Origin of the sequence: Haemophilus sp. oral taxon 851 str. F0397 (assembly GCF_000242295.1) — a bacterium.
GTDB lineage: Bacteria > Pseudomonadota > Gammaproteobacteria > Enterobacterales > Pasteurellaceae > Haemophilus.
Map to the genome: position 1 here is coordinate 144,431 of NZ_JH591072.1, position 17,670 is coordinate 162,100.

A 17,670-nucleotide genomic window follows, 5' to 3' on the forward strand; every position below is an offset into this window, starting at 1 on the left:
ACCCCACTGTTCCCAAAAGCCCATTTTTTCGCTAGAATGCACGCAATTTTTGACTTAATAAAGGATAACATTATGTTTGGAAAAGGCGGTTTAGGCGGCTTAATGAAACAAGCCCAACAAATGCAAGAAAAAATGCAAAAAATGCAGGAAGAAATCGCGCAACTAGAAGTAACAGGTGAATCTGGTGCAGGTTTAGTGAAAATCACAATTAATGGTGCACATAACTGCCGTCGCATTGACATTGATCCGTCTTTAATGGAAGACGATAAAGAAATGTTAGAAGATTTAATCGCGGCAGCTTTTAACGATGCGGTACGTCGTGCAGAAGAATTACAAAAAGAAAAAATGGCATCGGTTACTGCTGGAATGCCATTGCCTCCAGGAATGAAGTTTCCGTTTTAATTATTAGGCGCGTGAATATAAAATTCACGCGTCATCTCTCATTTACCTCTCATTAAATCACTATGCAAAGCAGCCCACTTTTAGAACACCTTATTGAAAACTTACGTTGTCTTCCAGGCGTAGGACCTAAATCTGCGCAACGTATGGCTTATCATCTTTTACAACGTAATCGTAGCGGTGGAATGAATTTAGCTCGAGCACTCACAGAAGCGATGTCTAAAATTGGACATTGTTCACAATGTCGAGACTTTACGGAAGAAGATACTTGCAACATTTGCAATAATCCACGCCGTCAAAATTCAGGTTTGCTTTGTGTCGTTGAAATGCCAGCAGATATTCAAGCGATTGAGCAAACAGGGCAATTTTCAGGACGTTATTTTGTCTTAATGGGACACTTATCACCACTTGATGGTATTGGACCTCGTGAAATTGGCTTAGATTTACTGCAAAAACGTTTAGTAGAAGAATCTTTCCATGAGGTAATTCTTGCAACAAACCCAACAGTGGAAGGTGATGCAACAGCAAACTACATCGCTGAAATGTGCCGCCAACATAATATCAAAGTGAGTCGTATCGCTCATGGCATTCCTGTCGGTGGTGAACTAGAAACTGTGGACGGCACAACGCTTACTCACTCTTTTCTTGGTCGCCGCCAAATCGACTAATCTTCTCATACCATTATGCGTTTATTTATCGCCGAAAAACCAAGCTTAGCTCGCGCTATTGCTGATGTGCTCCCCAACCCTCATCAACGTGGGGATGGTTTTATTAAATGTGGCGATAATGATGTGGTAACTTGGTGTGTAGGGCATCTACTCGAGCAAGCAGAACCCGATGCCTATGATCCTAAATTCAAACAATGGCGTTTAGAACATCTCCCTATCATTCCTGAAAAATGGCAACTTTTACCGCGAAAAGAAGTAAAAAAACAACTTTCTGTGGTGGAAAAACTGATCCATCAAGCCGATACACTTGTTAATGCAGGAGACCCAGATAGAGAAGGACAATTACTTGTAGATGAAGTGTTCAGTTATGCCAATTTATCTGCCGAAAAACGCGATAAAATTTTACGCTGCTTGATTAGCGACCTAAATCCAAGTGCGGTAGAAAAAGCGGTTAAAAAATTACAACCCAACCGTAATTTTATTCCTCTTGCCACATCCGCACTCGCACGAGCTCGCGCCGATTGGCTTTATGGCATCAATATGACGAGAGCCTATACTATTCGTGGCAGACAAACTGGCTATGATGGCGTGCTTTCGGTTGGTCGAGTGCAAACCCCAGTGCTAGGTTTAATTGTACGTCGAGATTTGGAAATTGAACATTTCCAACCGAAAGATTTCTTTGAAGTACTAGCTTGGATTAATCCAGAGAATAAAGAAGAAAAAACTCAGGAAAAATCAACCGCACTTTTCAGTGCCTTATGGCAACCAAGCAAAGCTTGTGAGGATTACCAAGATGATGACGGCAGGGTGCTCTCTAAAGGATTAGCAGAAAACGTTGTAAAACGTATTACAAATCAATCTGCAGAAGTAACCGAATACAAAGACGTTCGTGAAAAAGAAACGGCGCCCTTGCCTTATTCACTTTCTGCGTTACAAATTGATGCAGCAAAGCGATTTGGTATGTCCGCTCAAGCCGTATTAGATACGTGCCAACGCCTATATGAAACTCATCGTTTAATCACTTATCCGCGTTCTGATTGTCGCTATTTACCCGAAGAACATTTTGCCGAACGACACAATGTACTAAATGCAATTTCAAGCCATTGTGAAGCTTATCAAGTCTTACCCAATGTCATTTCAACTGAACAGCGAAATCGCTGTTGGAATGATAAAAAAGTAGAAGCTCACCATGCAATCATTCCAACGGCTAAAAATCGTCCAGTAAATCTAACACAAGAAGAACGTAATATTTACAGCCTTATCGCTCGCCAATATTTAATGCAATTTTGTCCTGACGCAGAATATCGTAAAAGTAAAATCACATTGAATATTGCCGGTGGTACTTTTATAGCCCAAGCGCGGAATTTACAAACGGCTGGGTGGAAAGAATTATTAGGCAAAGAAGACGACACAGAAAATCAAGAACCCTTATTACCAATAGTAAAGAAAGGACAAATTTTGCATTGTGAACGCGGAGAAGTCATAAGTAAAAAAACTCAGCCGCCAAAGCCTTTCACAGATGCAACCTTGCTTTCAGCAATGACGGGGATTGCGCGATTTGTACAGGATAAAGATCTCAAAAAAATCCTACGAGAAACGGATGGGCTAGGTACAGAGGCTACTCGCGCTGGCATCATTGAATTACTTTTTAAACGCGGTTTTTTAACGAAAAAAGGGCGAAATATTCATAGTACAGAAACTGGAAGAATTTTAATTCAGGCATTACCGGATATTGCCACCCAACCAGATATGACAGCCCATTGGGAATCGCAACTCACAGACATTAGTCAAAAACAAGCGACCTATCAGCAATTTATGCATAACTTGAATCAAATGTTGCCTGATTTAGTCCGTTTTGTAGATCTTAATGCATTAAGACAATTAAGCCGCATTAAAATGATTAAATCCGATAGAGCAAAACCTAAAAATGCGGTAAAAAAATCGAGTAAATCAAACAATCGAACTGATTAAAGTTAAACCAATTAATATTTTTTTTATGCAAAGCACTTGCGAGAAAATTGAATTTTCTATAACATTCACGAACAGTTTTCTTGCAAAATTGCAAATTAGAGAGAAAAAATGTATCAAGTTCTTTTATTTATTTATGTTGTTGTCGCGATTGCCTTGATCGGGTTTATTCTCGTTCAACAAGGTAAAGGAGCGAACGCTGGCGCATCTTTTGGTGGTGGCGCATCAGGTACAATGTTTGGCTCTGCTGGTGCAGGTAACTTTTTAACACGTACTAGCGCGATTTTAGCAACCGCATTTTTTGTTATTGCTCTTGTTTTAGGTAACATGAATTCACATAAAGGCAATATTCAAAAAGGTGCTTTTGACGATTTATCACAAGCTGCAGAGCAAATTCAGCAACAACAAACAGCTCCAGCGAAAGAAAATAAAAATAGCGACATCCCACAATAAAATAGGATTAGCATAAAAAATTAACGCTCTGGTGGTGGAATTGGTAGACACGCTATCTTGAGGGGGTAGTGACCACAGGTCGTGCGAGTTCAAGTCTCGCCCAGAGCACCATTTGACTAAACAAAGCCCCGCGAAACTAATCGCGGGGTTTTGTTTTATCCAGGTTTTACAAGGGTTTATAGCACTTTCACCCCTCATATCTAATCGTTTCTAATTGTCTTTAATCGCAAATTTTAGTAACCAAAATAGTAACCAAAACTTATAATGGTTACTAAAACCTTATCAGTGAAATTACAAGATGGCCAGAATAGTAAAACCTTTATCTCCGACTGAAATCAAAAATGCTAAACCAAAAGAGAAAGAATATACCCTATCTGATGGTGAGGGCTTATTGCTGCTAATCTTACCTAGTGGTTCTAAAAGCTGGCGATTTAACTACGCCAGACCAGTAACCGGGAAAAGAACAAAAATGGCCTTAGGCGGTTATCCAGAATTATCATTAGCAGATGCTCGTGCTAAACGTGAAGAATATCGTGCGTTACTTGCGAAAGGTATCGATCCACAAGAAGAAAAAATCCGCATCCAACAAGAATATGAAAACCGTTTAAAAGATACTTTCCATTCTGTTGCAGAAAGTTACTTTAATGGTATCTACAAAGAAAAAGCTAAAAATCCAGAAACACGAGAAAAGAATTGGGAACGATTGAAAAATCATATCTTCCCTTATATTGGCGATAAGCATGTATCAGAAATAAAAGTAAAAGAGTTAGTTAGCATTTATGAAAAAATAGCAGATAGAAGTAACACGCTCAAAAAAATCCACCAGCTTGTCAGTGCAATTATGGATCATGCGATAACAAAAGGTATCATAGAAAGCCATAACTGCAGATTGGCCGTGAAAAACTTCTATATAAAATCATCTACGCCACATCCCACTATTAAACTTGATGAACTCTCAAAATTATTCCAAGACTTAGAAAATGCTCGTATAGGCAAAAAAACCTATTTATTAATTTGTTGGTCATTCTTAACTGCATTACGACCAAAAGAGGCGGTAAATGCGGAATGGTCAGAAATTGATTTTGATAACAAGTTGTGGAATATCCCCAAAGAAAAAATGAAAGGACAAGCAGATAAAAAACGACCGCATACTGTGCCTTTATCTTCACAAGCAATTCGGCTTTTAGAAGTGATGAAACTGTTTTCAGAAAATAGCTCTTTTGTTTTTGCTGGTCGCTCATCAAAAAATCAACCCATGAATAAAGCAACCGTAAATGTTGCTCTAAAACGTATCGGCTATAAAGATAAATTAACTGCTCACGGCATCCGTGCGTTTATTAAAACATTCTTAGCCTCTCATAAAGTTGAACGCAATGTATCTGAAACTATTCTCTCTCATTTATTAGAAGGCGGAGACGACTTAGAAAATACTTACAATCGATATAATTATTTAGAAGAAAGAAAACCAGTGATGCAGCTTATCGGTGATTATTGTGAATCTTGCGGAATGAACTTGAATTTATAATTAGTATTTTTTTAAAAAAAAAGTTTATTTTTTGATTTTTTGCCTCCACTATCCATTTTTTCACATTTTATTGTTTTAAATCATATAGTTGGGTGAGTGGATACTTGAAAATCAGTGTATCTCCACGTGTCCATCTCTCCACTGTTTCCCCTCTTTAATTAACCCAAAAGAGGGCTTTCGCCCTCAATTTTATTATTTTTGTAAATATTCATTAAAAAACTCATCAAAGTTTTTGAAGTGAACATTTGTTTTAAATACTCCACCTGTGGACTTTTTACTCTTGAAAGCAATCGGGTTTCTATTTTGAATCAACCCTTGTTTGATTGCTCTCGTAAAGTTGTTATAACTTATCGGGTATTCATGGTTTAGCGCATCGACAAATTCTAAATAAGCAGGATAAAGGTGAGTTCTAAAACGACTGCGCATCTTTGCGTTACCGATCCCAAGCCCATTTTCTTCTTCTGTAGTGTAGAAATAACTACAAAATAAAGTGATATGATCGGAATTGATTTTAATCTTTAACGCCTCATCACTTTTTTGTTGCTGCTCTAGAAGTTGCTTTGCATCTGATGGATGCTTAAAGGAGTGGATTATCTTGTAAATGATAGCACTGATTTCACTTGCTATTTTGTCCATCAAATCAGGATCTCTATCTTTTTCTGGGATGATTTTATCAAAAGAAAAAATAACTCTCCGTCTCTCTATCGCACCAGTTCTATCAGTAAATTTTGTTGGCTCATTATTCACTACCAAGATAACCGCGGGAATGACGGTGGTAAATCTAGATATATATTTTTTATCTATTCGAACATCATCGCCACCTGTTACGCGTTTTAATCCAGAACCTTTTCCACCATATGCTTGCTGTTCAGAACAAATTAATAGTAGTTTATCCTCAAATCCATCCATTTCTTTGGGGTCTTCAAAATCTTCTAAAGATGCTGCACTAATATTTTGTTCACCAACTAACATTTTAGCTAATTTAGCAAAGACTGATTTTCCACTTCCGCCATGTCCTGTAACTTCTAAATACATTTGCCAGTTATAACGATTGGTGAGAATCATATAGAACGCGGCCAAAATTGCATTTTGTTTTGATTGGTTACCATCGCTTACCCAGTCAAGCCACTTATCAAAATTTGGCGTTGGTTGTCTCTTATTAATATAATCATGAGGAATATGCGATAAAAGCCAGTTTTCTTTAGAATGCTCTGAAAATTCCAACGTTTTTCTATCAAGAACCCCATTCTTAAAGGCTAATAAACCTTGTTTTGGTGAGCCTAGTATCGTAGATTGAATCTTCAACGTCTTTACTGTCAATTCAATTGAATTGGCGTTATATCTAAGATTATTTTCTTCAAAAAAACGTACTGCACCACTGATTAAATTTCCCTCATCGTATCGATCCCAACTTATGCCATTATAAGTTAGCGTTTCTTTTGTGAGCGGTATATATCCAAAATCAAAGCCTAGATATTTAGAAAGTGCACGAGCTTTTTTATCTGCCCAATCGCTATCTTTCACTTTCTCTGGCGGTGCTAATTTCTCTGCGAGATCTGCAGTCTCTTTATCATTGCGTAAGCGTTGAATATAAGCACTTAAATCTTCTTTAGTCTGCGCTGTAGAATCAAGAAGTTTGACATCTATTGCATCAGAGTTTTTAGCTAAGTTTTGACAAATAGCCGTTATTTCAGCTTGTGCCAGTTCACCATATTGAACAAGTTTTACTGATTGTTGATCTTCTTTGACTATGCGGATAGATGAAATACTCTCTAACTGGTTTTCAGCAAGAATAACTGGTTTTATATTTCTATCTAATCCGTGAATTAAAGAACATAACAAGAGCCATTCTTCACCCTTTCCATTATCCCATGCTTGCCAGGCTTTACGCCCAGCAAGAATAAAAACATCAGAGTAAGGTTCATGAATTTGATCCGCAAGGTGCGGTGCATTGATTAATTTAGCCATTTCTTGCCCCCTTGCTCTGCATCAATCCCCAATCCAATTCCTGCACATTGCTTAAATAAAAATGCGTCCTTGAACTGAATCACTCGAATTTGAGCGGTAGGGTAGAGAATTTGAAAATGTCCTACCCACTTTTCAACCTCTGCACGTTCTCTTTTTCCCTCTGCGTGAATAATGGGCGCGCGTGCATTGCCTAAGACAAATTCTAGCGTGTAATGGTTTAAATTAATGGCTCTGACGTTCGTTAGTTTCCCTTGTCGAGCATAAGCGCGGTGAAGGCTTAAAATATCCCCTTTGGTTTCTCGCATTGCGACAACAGTCAGCATAAATAAATCATCAATAACGTGAAAGCCAGCAGTTAAAATAAAAGCAGTTTTACTCATTGCTCACCCCCTGTAATTTCTCGCCCTCGATGCGTTCAATATTTAGTCGCTCAATTTGAGCCACTACCTCGCCAAACTTATGGATTAAATAGCCGTTAGCTTGATTAAAGTCTTTTAGGGTGGATTGATTGTCTCGGCAAAATGTTATCCCTTGAGATTTAGCCAGTGCATTTAATAGCTTGCCACCAGCTTTTAATCGGCCGATTAAGTCCACCATCTCATCACGCATTTTGAGCTTATGATGAAAATCATCGGGGTAAACCTCTAAACACTTGCGGTTACTGTCCAAAATCAGTTTGAATTGGCGTGTGAGCTGGGCGAATTTAAAGGCTAATGGATTCGCGTAGAGTTTCCCTTGATATTTGTTTTTGGTCTCGCCTTGCGTCTCCTGCTGTGTTTTTGAGGTCTCCTCAAATTTGAGGTTACTTGAATTTTTAACCGCACTTTTAGCGGACGCATTTTTGCGTTCGCTGCTTTTGCCGTTGTTCGCTTTCCATTGTTGAAGTTGTTGCATTGGGTTACTTGGTTTCATGTTGTGCCACCTTTCTAATTGTTGCTGCTTTCTTGATTTGTTCGATTGATGCCGCCAGTCCTTTGTAGTGTCCAGAGTGTAGATAATCTTCTGCAAAGGCTAAGAATTGTTTAATACGTTTGTAAGATTTCTCTAACTGCTCTGGTGTCGGTGTATAGGGTGCTTTGAATGCTTTGATTTTTTTAGCTTTCATTGTCTTCCCCTTTCAAAACCGAGATCACTTCTAACACTCGACCGCAAATATCGGCTTGTCCTATTTCGTGCTTACATCTGATTTTTGCCTGTAACGCATCTCTAAGCGTGCCATATTTGCCCGCTATGAATTGCTCGCCATCGTCATAAACAAAGATTAATTGATAGGGTAGGTTCGGTTTAATCATCATTTCTTTCAATCTCCCCATCTAAGCCACCAGCAAGATAATATTCGCTCAAGCTAGCTGTTTCTCTTAACGCATTGAGTAGATAGGCATTTGCCTTGATTAATCCCCCGATATGTTTCACGTTATCGTTACTCATTGCCTCGCGTGTAAAATCCTGCTCTGTGTCGGCAAGATTGCCCAGCGTTTGCATTAAGTCGCCTAAGTGCATCAATCCATATTCGATAGATTCACATAACATTTCAGATTCATTGCACAAGTCTGTTAATTTTTCCTTGCTTATTGGTACAGGGATTTGCTTGTAGTTGTTAATGTCATTAAATTCCGCCATCTCTTGAAGTGCAGATAAAATTGATTGATTAAGCATTTGCGCCCCCTTGTGCTGCAGATAAAGAAAGGGTAGGAAGTGCCGCTAAAGTGCGGTTGTTTTTGAGTGGGTTTTGGTTGATTCTGCCAACGAATAACAAGGTGTCGCTATCGGTAAAACGTGAGCGTGCTTGTTGTTCATTATCGGCAAGAAGTCTGATTTTGATTTGAGGTGCGCGAATAAGCGCAAAAATGAATTGATACATTTGCGTAAGTTCCAAAGTTAAATTTTCAGGAACTACCGCTAGACTTTCCACGGTCGGGCGGTAGAGCGTAACAAGGTGGAAAACTGCCAACTTTGGAAGACAGCCAGTCAAAGACTGCTCATTACGCTCTACCATTGAGAGAATGATCGGATTTAGATTGAAAACAAAATCCGCATATTCTTTTGGTGTGCGAATGTCACGAACAAAAAAAGCACGGTTTAATGGCGTGCTGTCGTTCGCCAAAGTTAAATAGTTCAGCTTTCCACGGCTGGCAATCACTTTTTCTGATTGCGAGAAAATAATGCCAAATTTCACCGCACTTTGTAAAGTGTTTTTTATAAAGATTTCTGATAAAATAGTTTTGTAACCACCCATATGGTTACCTCCTTAAATTAGAATCGTTTCTAAATTGTTACGCCATAGTTCTTTTTTCCTTGCTATGGCGTTTTTCTTTTCTATTAACCAATGATTAAGCACGTGCAGCCTTCTGTTCTTCAATCCATTGATTCACTTCTTCTAAATCCCAACGGACAAAGTTTTGTGAAAAGCGGATTGGTTGAGGGAATTTTTTAGCTTTTACAAGCTCATTGAGTTTGGTGCGACCAAAGCCAACAATATGGCAAGCGGTTTCACCAGAGATTAGTTTTTGTTGTGGGTTTAATTTCAGATTTAATTTTTGAGCCTCGTTCATCTCGTAACCTCTATAATTGTTGATTAATGACATTGAGCTATTTAATAACTCGATTGGTTGCGTAACGTTACGGAGGGGATTATCAGTATTTTTTTAGGCGTGTCAGAACTCTGAACAAATGAACTAGTTCAATGAACAAATGAACTATTTTTTATGTGTTTTGCTAATTTCAAGCAACAAAAAAGCCAGTAAATACTGGCTATTGATTAAGATATTTTTTTATAGTGTTTTTAGCGGGAATACTTCTTTTCCCTCGGTATGTGTGATCTAATTTTGAATATAGCTTGCTATAAGTTGGCAATTTACCATTTTCAAGTAATGTAGGATTTATGATAAGTTCTATAAATTCAGCTAGCTTATCCGCATTAGTCTTTTCAGGTAAATCACCTTCATACTCTAAATGCTGTTTTAGCCTTTCCTCTTTCAAAGGTTCTGACTCATTATCCTTGAATAATCCAAAACATTTAGCTAAATCATCATGTAAGATAAAAATATCATCTAAAGAAATTTTTAAATCGGGGTAAGCATATATATAAAGCATTTTTTCTTTCTTTGCCTCTAACTTAAAGGATAGCTTAGTTCCATTTTCCACTATACTTTCAAATAGTGACATAAAATCTTTAATTATAAATCCATCATCAATTATTTTTTCTCTATCCCCATAATATAAGCTATTTTCAATTTTAAAATATCCAAGAAAGTTAAATCCTTCAACATTATCCAATAATTCTCGTTCCGAATCGCTTTTAATTAGTGTTATCTTCTCATAAGGATACCGAGACATTAATCGGTTAGACTTTACTATTTGCTGAAAATATACATTAAGAAGCTGACTATTGCCTACCTCGCACTCTTTCACTTCTTTATGATTAAGTGGTTTTTTAACCTCACTTATTTCTATTTCATCATAATTCACTTCAATACTTTCGTTTTTTATATAATAAACACTATCAAGCTGCTTGTTATTGAGTGTGAATAATTTAGCTCTACAGTTATTTTCACTCGTTTCAAAATCTCTACCACCTGTCAAAAATATAACAGTTCTCAATTTTCCTTCATAAGCAAAATCTAATAAATCTTTAATGGTCAATCCATGATCGCCATCTATTCTAGATAGATATTCTAAAGACTCTTTTAATGAATACACATTTTTGGATGGTATTTTGATTTTCATAAACGCCCCTTTTGCATTTGTCCTTATTGGTAGGAGCGCATCAACAAGATAAGGTTTCTTGCTTTCGGGGATCAGCCTAGATGCGCTTTATTTGATTAATTATTCCTTTAAATGGATAGTGATATTGCCTAATCGAGTTTCTTTTCTGTCATTTCCAATATGCGTTATTGTTCCGCTAATGAACGGCTTATTTTCCTCTTGTTTTTGTAGAATTCGTTGAATGATAGGGCGTTGCAATTCCTGTTCTGCCCAGCTGGATAATGTTTCGTCTTGTTCTAGCGGTTTTGGTTTCTCTTTTATCTTGTATATTAGATAACAAAAGAAGGCGATAGCACCTATTAGAAAAGCCAGTAAAGGCCATTTTAATATTGGCCAAAAGATGAAAACCAACAAGCTAACAAAAAGCAATATAGCCAAAAATAACAAAAAATCTAAAGCAGAAAATACAAATGAACCAAATGCGGATAAAACGGATTTAATCATTCCTTCCCCCTTGTTGTTCTGTTTGTTTCTTGCTCTATTTTATCAAAGTTTAGATGCGTTAAGCTATGGATATTTCGGCATTGATTGCTTTGCAGTATAATTAAATGGCTATATTGGCGTGAGCCAATTTAGCAAAATGGTAGTGATGGATATATTGATATAAAAACCCCCACGTTGTGAGACGCGGGGATTTTTTTAACTAAAGTATCTGATTTCCTTTTAGTTACTTATATTTCATACACTTTATTTTTATAAAATAAGTTTTATTTTATTTTTTGCATTTTGAAACCTATCATAAGTGTCCATATCAAAGAGAGAAATGATTGATATTTCAGAAATAGCAAAAGTAACATTAAAGTAAGCTGTATTAGAGCTACTATTATTACCGTCATCAAGTAGTTTTTGGTAATGGTCATAATAGTTGGTTGTAAAATTAACTTCTAAACTATTAGTATCTCTATAGCCACTTAACAATGGAAATAAACTGAGATATTCCAACCGCCCCTCTTCTAGCCCAGGTAGAGAATTCAGAACTCCTACATAAACTTTATTTGAAGATAAAGTTACTAAAACAGGATTCGTGCCAAGGTGAGCTTCTAAAGCTAAAGATTCAAGGGGATTATTACTAATAATTTTAGATAAAGCTTTTAATTTTTTATCTTTTGAACGCCTACTATCATAATAAACACGATTTGTATACCCCATCAAACTTGCCAAAAAAATACTTAACACACATACAAAAATAAACTTTAGTAAATTTTTCTTTTCCTCTAAATTAGAGGTTGCCATAACTGCTCCACTAAGATTTATTCTAGAAGATAACCAATCATAAATGAGTCTTAAACAACCAAAGCTACTTAATAATAAAGTAATAAGCCAAGCAGCAAAGAAAAAAATAATCCCCCAACCTACCACATACAAATAAGCGCTCCAATCTGTAGAGCGCTTAAATTTATATCTAGTTATTAGGCTTAAGTTTACATAGAGAAATCCTGTAATAGCAATCACCAATATACTCAAAGATTCCATGATTATCTAACCTGTACATCAATATCTTTTAGTTTTTTCAAAACTTTATCTAGTTCTTTTTTGACATAGTCAGGCTTTAGGGTTACTTGACCTTTTGAGTTAATGGTATAATTATCTTTGTTATCTTTTAACGCACGATAAAGACGATCCTCTTGCATCAGACAAGCTAATTGTGCTGTTGTCATGCTCAACCTCCTTAATCCCTACTTGTTATGGTTAAAATTTATACGTATACATACGCACAGAATTATTCTTAATTTTTGCTTTCAATGTTTAGTGTATATGCTACAGAACTCCAAAGCAATAATTTTATCACTCAAACTATAAATCAATACCGTTAAATTGTTCTAGTGCCTGTTTGTGTTCATCTGAAAGCTCGAAAATCAAATCACCATATTCAAGTTGATAAGTGCCGAAAGACATTAAAAACGCTACGGCTGGGTCGATTTTGTTTGCGGCTTTATTCTTGTTCGGTTTAATGTTGGCGTTGGCATCAGTTTCCATCACCACATTGGATAACGCCCAGGTAAGCACTGGATCGCCATGATGTTCTATCATCTGTCTATTTATTAATACTTCTGCACTTTTCGCCACTGGGCTAAATCGTTGATAGGTTTGCGGGAATGGTTCAACCTCAAGCCCTGCCGCTTGTAATTGTGTGCGTAGGTGAGTGGCATTCCATACGTCAAAGCCAATCATCTTAATATTGAAACGTTGTGCATCTTTCAAAATATCATCTCTGATTTTGTCATAGTCGATACAGTCGCCTTCTGTTGCAATCAGCCAACCACTACGCACCCAGTTTCGATACATTGCACGGTTTTTATTTGCCACGTTATTAAGTTGAAATTCGGGGATATAATGCCGAGTAACTAACCGCACTTTCTTCCCTTGTGGAAAGGTATAGCAAAGACTGGTTAAGTCATTGGTACTAGATAAATCCAGTCCTAAATAGCAATCTTGGTGAAGTAAATCGCTTTCGGTGTACTGCCGTTCGCATTGCGCCCAGTTTCCTTCGCCGAGCCACGGGGTTGTGCCTTGGCACCATACATTAAATCGCTTGGTAAGCATTTCCACCCACTCGGAAGGAATTCCCCTCGCTTTTTTAATCGTGTTCTCAAAATCAAGGTAAGGAATGGATTTACCAATATTGGGATTGGCTTTTATCCAGTTCTCTTGCTTGTCGATTTCACTTTCTTCATCTAATTCAAAAATGAGCACAAATAAGCTGTCGTTTTGTTTGTTTCCTTCAAGGATTTGTGCGCAATAATCATAGTGCTGTTTACAAGCCGAAATCACGTTACTTCCCGCCGTTGTAATGGCAAAGAGCAAACCTTCTGGGCGTGCGCCTTGTCCTAGCTCTAACGCGCTATAGACGCTGTTATCTGTGTGTAGGTGATATTCATCAACAATCGCTAAACTAGGGTTTGTGCCTTCAATGGTTGAAGATTTGGCAGCCAATGGGCGCATGATACTGTTGTTCTTCGGGTTGATGAGTTTGTGCTGTTGAATATTGAGCCGTTTTTTCAGTAAAGGCGAAAGTAAGCACATTTGACGCGCATCATCAAAAACGATTCGGGCTTGATCTCGACTCACGGCTGCCGTGTATATATCTTGTTGGCCGCCTTCCATCACCAAAAACCAATTGGCTAAAACGGCTGCTACCGTTGATTTGGCGTTTTTTCTTGCTACTTGAACGTAAGCAGAGCGATATTTTCTTAATCCTGTATCTTTTCGTTTAAAGCCGAGAATGTTAGCAAAGAGAAAAACTTGCCAATCTGAAAGAATAATCGGCTCACCGCGCAAGTGTCCTTTAACGTGTGGGCATAGTTTCGAGAAAGCGATAAATTTTTCTACCGCACTTTGATCAAAGAAATAATCGGGGTTGTTTAAATCGTTAAAATAACGCGCTACGGCTTGTTTTATCTTCTTACAAGCTACTATTTCACCTGATTGAATTTTCTCTGCGTATGCGTGCCAGATTGCCATATTTAGCCTACATTGTGAGGATTTCATCAATCATATCGGTTGAATCAACTTCAACAGGATTTTTTCTACGGCTAACTGGATCAAAGCCTAACAGTGAGGACATTTTCACCATCACTTTTTCTGCATCGGCTTTCGCGGATAATGCGGGGTTTCTTGATTGCGTACCTTGGCTATTGACGATTGAAAAGCCATTTTTGTGAATATCTTCAACGGCTGCACGGAAAAGGGAATAGTTCACGCAATATAACTCAAGGTGAATTAAATCGGCATCTTGAATATCGCCACGTTCAAGAAGTTGAGGGATGCGCTCTTTCCATACTGATTTAGCAATCGGATCTAAAAAACTTGGCGGGGTGTGTAAATTCTTCTTTTTGGCTGTCATTGTGTTTCCTTATTTTCAAAAAAATTGCCTTGCATAAAAATTAAAGGGGGCGGGCGGTTCTTTAGGCTTGCCACTTTCTTTCAAAAACTCCCCCCACCTGTTCAAATTGTCTTTTGTTCAAAATTTATACCAATCCAAATTTGGATTGGTTGGCTTAGTTGTTACCATATGACCACAACTCAACTGTGGATATATCACCATAATTCAGTTGTACACTTATGTACTCAACTCACTTCTTCGCACCAAATCCGCGTTGGTCTATCACTCGTGTTTTATAGCTATGGCAATCACGGCATAAAGATTGATGGTTAGATTCAACCCAAAATAGCGGGGCTGCTTGTCCGTTCTCAACTGGCTTGATATGGTCTATCACTGTAGCGGGCGTGTAGATACCTTTCTCTAAGCACATCACGCAAAGAGGGTGATGCTTTAAGTATTGCGCTCGGTATTTACTCCACTTGTGATCGTAACCTCGTGCGCGACTGCTTGGACGGTTGTCCTTTGGCTTATGCTCTTCACATCTGCCCGACTTCACTTTATTTCTGCATCCAGGATAACTACAACGTCTTAATGGTTGATAAGGCATAGCTACACCCTTAGTAAGCGCAAGGCTCTCTATAGACTTCCCATAATGCGGAAATCGTCATGGGTGCTTGTTTAAGATTAGCTAAGTCTGTTATAGCCTCACGGTTTGTGTAGAGGTAGGCGATATACATTAAGCAGCCGACTTTAATTGATGGCGTAAACGGAACGGTATTTTCTGTTTCTTCATCACCAAAGATTTTGCCTATATGCTTTTGGCATACTTCCAATGTTGCGACCTTATAGGTTTCGAGTAACTCATCATCTAAATCATGATCAAGATTTAAATGCGCTTTGATGTCATCGATGGTTAAATTAATATTCGCCATAAGCCTCGCCCTCTTTACACATTAACTGCAATTCTCGGTGTGATTCCATACTGTCAATCACCGAATAAATATCAAATAGTCGTTTACCGTATTTAATTCGCATTTTGTTTGTAATGCCCTCAATGTAGCGAATGCGAATGCGGATGATGTTTTCACCCATTTGAAACGGGCCACTAAAATACTCTCGCCCTTGCAATGGCTCTACACTGGCTCGGACGGTTGCGATATGTTTCCAAAATGCTTTGTGTTCACCGTGTAGATTGGTTTCTCGCTCTCGGGGATAGTTTCTCGCCTCAATGGTGATGACCTTGTTATATTTCCCCGCCTTAAGCATCACTGCCATCGCTTGCCCCCTGTTCTTGTTCATCACCGCGTTTAACTTCTACAGTTTGTTTCCAAGCCTGGCTAAATTCATCTCCACCTTCATAAGGCGGTAAACCTTCACGGCGGCGAACTTCATTCGGAGACATTACACCCGCTTTGATTGCTACATCATAACTACTGAAACGTTCGCTTTGACTGGTGCGCAATAAGTCGCTTGTATCAAATTCTATTAAGTAACGTTTATTGCTGTTGCTGCCTAAATCAATCATCAAGGCATCTTTGAGCTGTTGTTCAAAGTTAGTAAGCCAAGGGCGCAAGGTTTGAGAAAGAAATGCTCGGCTTGCCTCACTGAAATTTGAATAACTACTATTGGAATAGTCTTGTAAGAAAATCGGGCTAATATTGTAGATTCGGGCTATATCGGAAATGGTGAACGTGCGACTGGCTAACCATTCTGCATCTTGGTTTGTCATGCCCAATTGTTTATATTCCATTGAGTCTTCAAGAATAGGCGTTTTACCTGCATTCTTCGCACCCTTGTAACGCTCAAGAGCTTTCACGGCTTTCTGTGCTTTTGCATCATCTAACCATTCAGCCGTTGAAATAAGTCCGCTTGCCATCAATCCGTTTTTCATAATGGCTGCACCATGGCGTTGTTGAGCTAAACCTAATCCCACCGTTTCACGGCAAACTGTTATCGGAGAACGCCCCATAAATCCATCAATAGAACTATGGCGTAAATGTAAAATCTCATCTTGAAGATAGTTTTTGGTTACCCCGTTTAAGTCTGTGATTTGATAAATATATTCACCGGTTACTTTACGGAAGATATTTACCGCACTGGGTTGATAAGGCGTAAGGCTTATTGGTTCGCCTTTGTTATTCCACTCAATCACGGCATAAGCGTTACCATTTAGCAAACAATGGCGCATCATCGTATTTTTGAATTGATACGGTGTTTGGCTGCGGTTTGGCATTTCATTGAGAAGATATTCAACAGGATGACGATAGATTCTTTCTCGGCCATCTTCTTTTAGTGCGTATAGATAACAAGGCATTGATGCGACCGCCTCTGAAATGACGGTAACGGCATTCATTACTGCAGGTAACGATTCTGCAGTTTGTGGACTGACAAATTCGCCCGCACCTGTATTGTTTACGCCCATGTAAGATAAAAGCTCTTCGATTGTGGTTGGCTCGCTACGTTGCTCTTTTCGTCTAAAAGGATTCCACATATTAAGCCTCCATCACATCAAGCCACTGTTTCAAAAGTGCGGTAGAATGTTCTTGTGTTTTTTCTTTTGCTGCAACCATCGAACGCTTAGCAATTTCTACGCTACTTTCAGGATAGGCGGGAATGCTTGTTACTGTAACTTCAAAGAGTTCGGCTTTTTTCGCAGTTCGTTGGCAAGGTTCTACATCAAAATTCCATTCTTCTTGACTGGCTATAAATCCAAAGGACATGCCTGTAATATCACCGCGCGCCACACTCACCAATAAATCACGCCCTAAGGTGGTATCAGGTGGTGTTAATTCAAAACGTAAGCCGATTGAATCTTCTTCTAGTTTTAATGTTCCAGAACTGGTGCGACCGAGTAACTTGGTGTAGTCGTGTTCAAAGAGTGCGCGAACATCTTCGCCACTGGCTAAACTTTCACTGAATGCTTTAGGCGCAAAGGATTCTACAAAATCACAGTAAAGCACTTGTGAAAGGCTATTCCATTTGACCGCATAACCAACGAGCTTTTGATTCTCTTCATCCGTTGAAATGGTTGCAGAGCGGATTTCAAATTCTTTCTTCATTTTTCACCTATTAAGCAAAAAAGGGGCTTTCGCCCCTCTATG

General features: G+C 38.4%; 24 protein-coding genes and 1 tRNA gene. 6 read left to right on the top strand and 19 right to left on the bottom strand.

Annotated elements, in window-relative coordinates:
- Window positions 1-72 precede the first annotated feature (72 nt).
- The 6 genes from HMPREF9096_RS05600 (at window position 73) to HMPREF9096_RS05575 (ending at window position 5,013) form a co-directional block, all read left to right on the top strand.
- Complete coding sequence (locus HMPREF9096_RS05600; RefSeq protein ID WP_005629464.1) at window positions 73-402, top strand: YbaB/EbfC family nucleoid-associated protein; 330 nt, start codon at window positions 73-75, stop codon at window positions 400-402.
- A 62-nt stretch (window positions 403-464) separates the two neighbouring features.
- Entirely contained in the window at window positions 465-1,067 is a 603-nt protein-coding gene (gene recR, locus HMPREF9096_RS05595; RefSeq protein WP_005626527.1) for a recombination mediator RecR, read from the top strand.
- Window positions 1,068-1,082: 15 nt separating this feature from the next.
- On the top strand, window positions 1,083-3,038 hold the full coding sequence (locus HMPREF9096_RS05590; protein WP_009500211.1) for a DNA topoisomerase III: 1,956 nt from the start codon (window positions 1,083-1,085) through the stop codon (window positions 3,036-3,038).
- 108 nt (window positions 3,039-3,146) lie between these two features.
- On the top strand, window positions 3,147-3,488 hold the full coding sequence (gene secG / locus HMPREF9096_RS05585) for a preprotein translocase subunit SecG (protein ID WP_005639110.1): 342 nt from the start codon (window positions 3,147-3,149) through the stop codon (window positions 3,486-3,488).
- Between the two features lie 25 nt (window positions 3,489-3,513).
- A tRNA-Leu gene (locus HMPREF9096_RS05580) sits at window positions 3,514-3,599 on the top strand.
- Between the two features lie 187 nt (window positions 3,600-3,786).
- On the top strand, window positions 3,787-5,013 hold the full coding sequence (locus tag HMPREF9096_RS05575) for an integrase arm-type DNA-binding domain-containing protein (RefSeq protein WP_009500212.1): 1,227 nt from the start codon (window positions 3,787-3,789) through the stop codon (window positions 5,011-5,013).
- Between the two features lie 192 nt (window positions 5,014-5,205).
- Here the strand turns inward: HMPREF9096_RS05575 and HMPREF9096_RS05570 are convergent, their stop codons facing one another.
- From HMPREF9096_RS05570 to HMPREF9096_RS05485, 19 genes are all read right to left on the bottom strand, one after another.
- Window positions 5,206-6,981, bottom strand: coding sequence for a phage/plasmid primase, P4 family (locus tag HMPREF9096_RS05570; protein WP_009500213.1), 1,776 nt, complete (start codon window positions 6,979-6,981; stop codon window positions 5,206-5,208).
- Entirely contained in the window at window positions 6,969-7,361 is a 393-nt protein-coding gene (locus tag HMPREF9096_RS05565) for a hypothetical protein (RefSeq protein ID WP_009500214.1), read from the bottom strand. The genes HMPREF9096_RS05570 and HMPREF9096_RS05565 overlap by 13 nt, the downstream gene beginning before the upstream one ends.
- Complete coding sequence (locus HMPREF9096_RS05560) at window positions 7,354-7,893, bottom strand: hypothetical protein (RefSeq protein WP_009500215.1); 540 nt, start codon at window positions 7,891-7,893, stop codon at window positions 7,354-7,356. Before HMPREF9096_RS05560 ends, HMPREF9096_RS05565 begins: the two co-directional genes overlap by 8 nt.
- The gene (locus HMPREF9096_RS05555) at window positions 7,880-8,086 is read right to left on the bottom strand and encodes a hypothetical protein (RefSeq protein ID WP_005629564.1); all 207 of its coding nucleotides are present in this window, start codon (window positions 8,084-8,086) and stop codon (window positions 7,880-7,882) included. The genes HMPREF9096_RS05560 and HMPREF9096_RS05555 overlap by 14 nt, the downstream gene beginning before the upstream one ends.
- A complete protein-coding gene (locus HMPREF9096_RS05550; protein WP_009500216.1) occupies window positions 8,076-8,276 on the bottom strand; it encodes a hypothetical protein in 201 nt (66 codons plus the stop codon). The genes HMPREF9096_RS05555 and HMPREF9096_RS05550 overlap by 11 nt, the downstream gene beginning before the upstream one ends.
- Complete coding sequence (locus HMPREF9096_RS05545; RefSeq protein ID WP_009500217.1) at window positions 8,266-8,637, bottom strand: hypothetical protein; 372 nt, start codon at window positions 8,635-8,637, stop codon at window positions 8,266-8,268. The genes HMPREF9096_RS05550 and HMPREF9096_RS05545 overlap by 11 nt, the downstream gene beginning before the upstream one ends.
- Window positions 8,630-9,217: a host cell division inhibitor Icd-like protein gene (locus tag HMPREF9096_RS05540; RefSeq protein ID WP_009500218.1), complete on the bottom strand. Its 588-nt coding sequence runs from the start codon at window positions 9,215-9,217 to the stop codon at window positions 8,630-8,632. The genes HMPREF9096_RS05545 and HMPREF9096_RS05540 overlap by 8 nt, the downstream gene beginning before the upstream one ends.
- A 94-nt stretch (window positions 9,218-9,311) precedes the next feature.
- Window positions 9,312-9,533 (bottom strand): AlpA family transcriptional regulator, encoded by a 222-nt coding sequence (locus tag HMPREF9096_RS0108695; RefSeq protein WP_005760675.1) that lies wholly within the window; start codon window positions 9,531-9,533, stop codon window positions 9,312-9,314.
- Between the two features lie 199 nt (window positions 9,534-9,732).
- On the bottom strand, window positions 9,733-10,707 hold the full coding sequence (locus tag HMPREF9096_RS05535) for a hypothetical protein (protein ID WP_009500220.1): 975 nt from the start codon (window positions 10,705-10,707) through the stop codon (window positions 9,733-9,735).
- 99 nt (window positions 10,708-10,806) lie between these two features.
- A complete protein-coding gene (locus HMPREF9096_RS05530) occupies window positions 10,807-11,190 on the bottom strand; it encodes a hypothetical protein (RefSeq protein ID WP_009500221.1) in 384 nt (127 codons plus the stop codon).
- A gap of 249 nt (window positions 11,191-11,439) precedes the next feature.
- On the bottom strand, window positions 11,440-12,219 hold the full coding sequence (locus tag HMPREF9096_RS05525) for a hypothetical protein (protein WP_009500222.1): 780 nt from the start codon (window positions 12,217-12,219) through the stop codon (window positions 11,440-11,442).
- A gap of 2 nt (window positions 12,220-12,221) precedes the next feature.
- The gene (locus tag HMPREF9096_RS05520) at window positions 12,222-12,404 is read right to left on the bottom strand and encodes a hypothetical protein (protein ID WP_009500223.1); all 183 of its coding nucleotides are present in this window, start codon (window positions 12,402-12,404) and stop codon (window positions 12,222-12,224) included.
- 136 nt (window positions 12,405-12,540) lie between these two features.
- Entirely contained in the window at window positions 12,541-14,208 is a 1,668-nt protein-coding gene (locus HMPREF9096_RS05515; protein WP_009500224.1) for a terminase large subunit, read from the bottom strand.
- Window positions 14,209-14,215: 7 nt separating this feature from the next.
- A complete protein-coding gene (locus tag HMPREF9096_RS05510; RefSeq protein WP_005626376.1) occupies window positions 14,216-14,590 on the bottom strand; it encodes a phage terminase small subunit P27 family in 375 nt (124 codons plus the stop codon).
- Window positions 14,591-14,819: 229 nt separating this feature from the next.
- Window positions 14,820-15,176, bottom strand: coding sequence for an HNH endonuclease signature motif containing protein (locus HMPREF9096_RS05505; RefSeq protein ID WP_009500225.1), 357 nt, complete (start codon window positions 15,174-15,176; stop codon window positions 14,820-14,822).
- A 10-nt stretch (window positions 15,177-15,186) separates the two neighbouring features.
- Window positions 15,187-15,501, bottom strand: a complete 315-nt coding sequence (locus tag HMPREF9096_RS05500) for a head-tail connector protein (RefSeq protein WP_005626378.1) — start codon at window positions 15,499-15,501, stop codon at window positions 15,187-15,189.
- A complete protein-coding gene (locus HMPREF9096_RS05495; RefSeq protein ID WP_005626382.1) occupies window positions 15,488-15,844 on the bottom strand; it encodes a phage head closure protein in 357 nt (118 codons plus the stop codon). Before HMPREF9096_RS05495 ends, HMPREF9096_RS05500 begins: the two co-directional genes overlap by 14 nt.
- Complete coding sequence (locus HMPREF9096_RS05490; RefSeq protein ID WP_009500227.1) at window positions 15,828-17,060, bottom strand: phage portal protein; 1,233 nt, start codon at window positions 17,058-17,060, stop codon at window positions 15,828-15,830. Before HMPREF9096_RS05490 ends, HMPREF9096_RS05495 begins: the two co-directional genes overlap by 17 nt.
- Window position 17,061: 1 nt before the next feature.
- The gene (locus HMPREF9096_RS05485) at window positions 17,062-17,628 is read right to left on the bottom strand and encodes an HK97 family phage prohead protease (protein WP_009500229.1); all 567 of its coding nucleotides are present in this window, start codon (window positions 17,626-17,628) and stop codon (window positions 17,062-17,064) included.
- Window positions 17,629-17,670 lie beyond the last annotated feature (42 nt).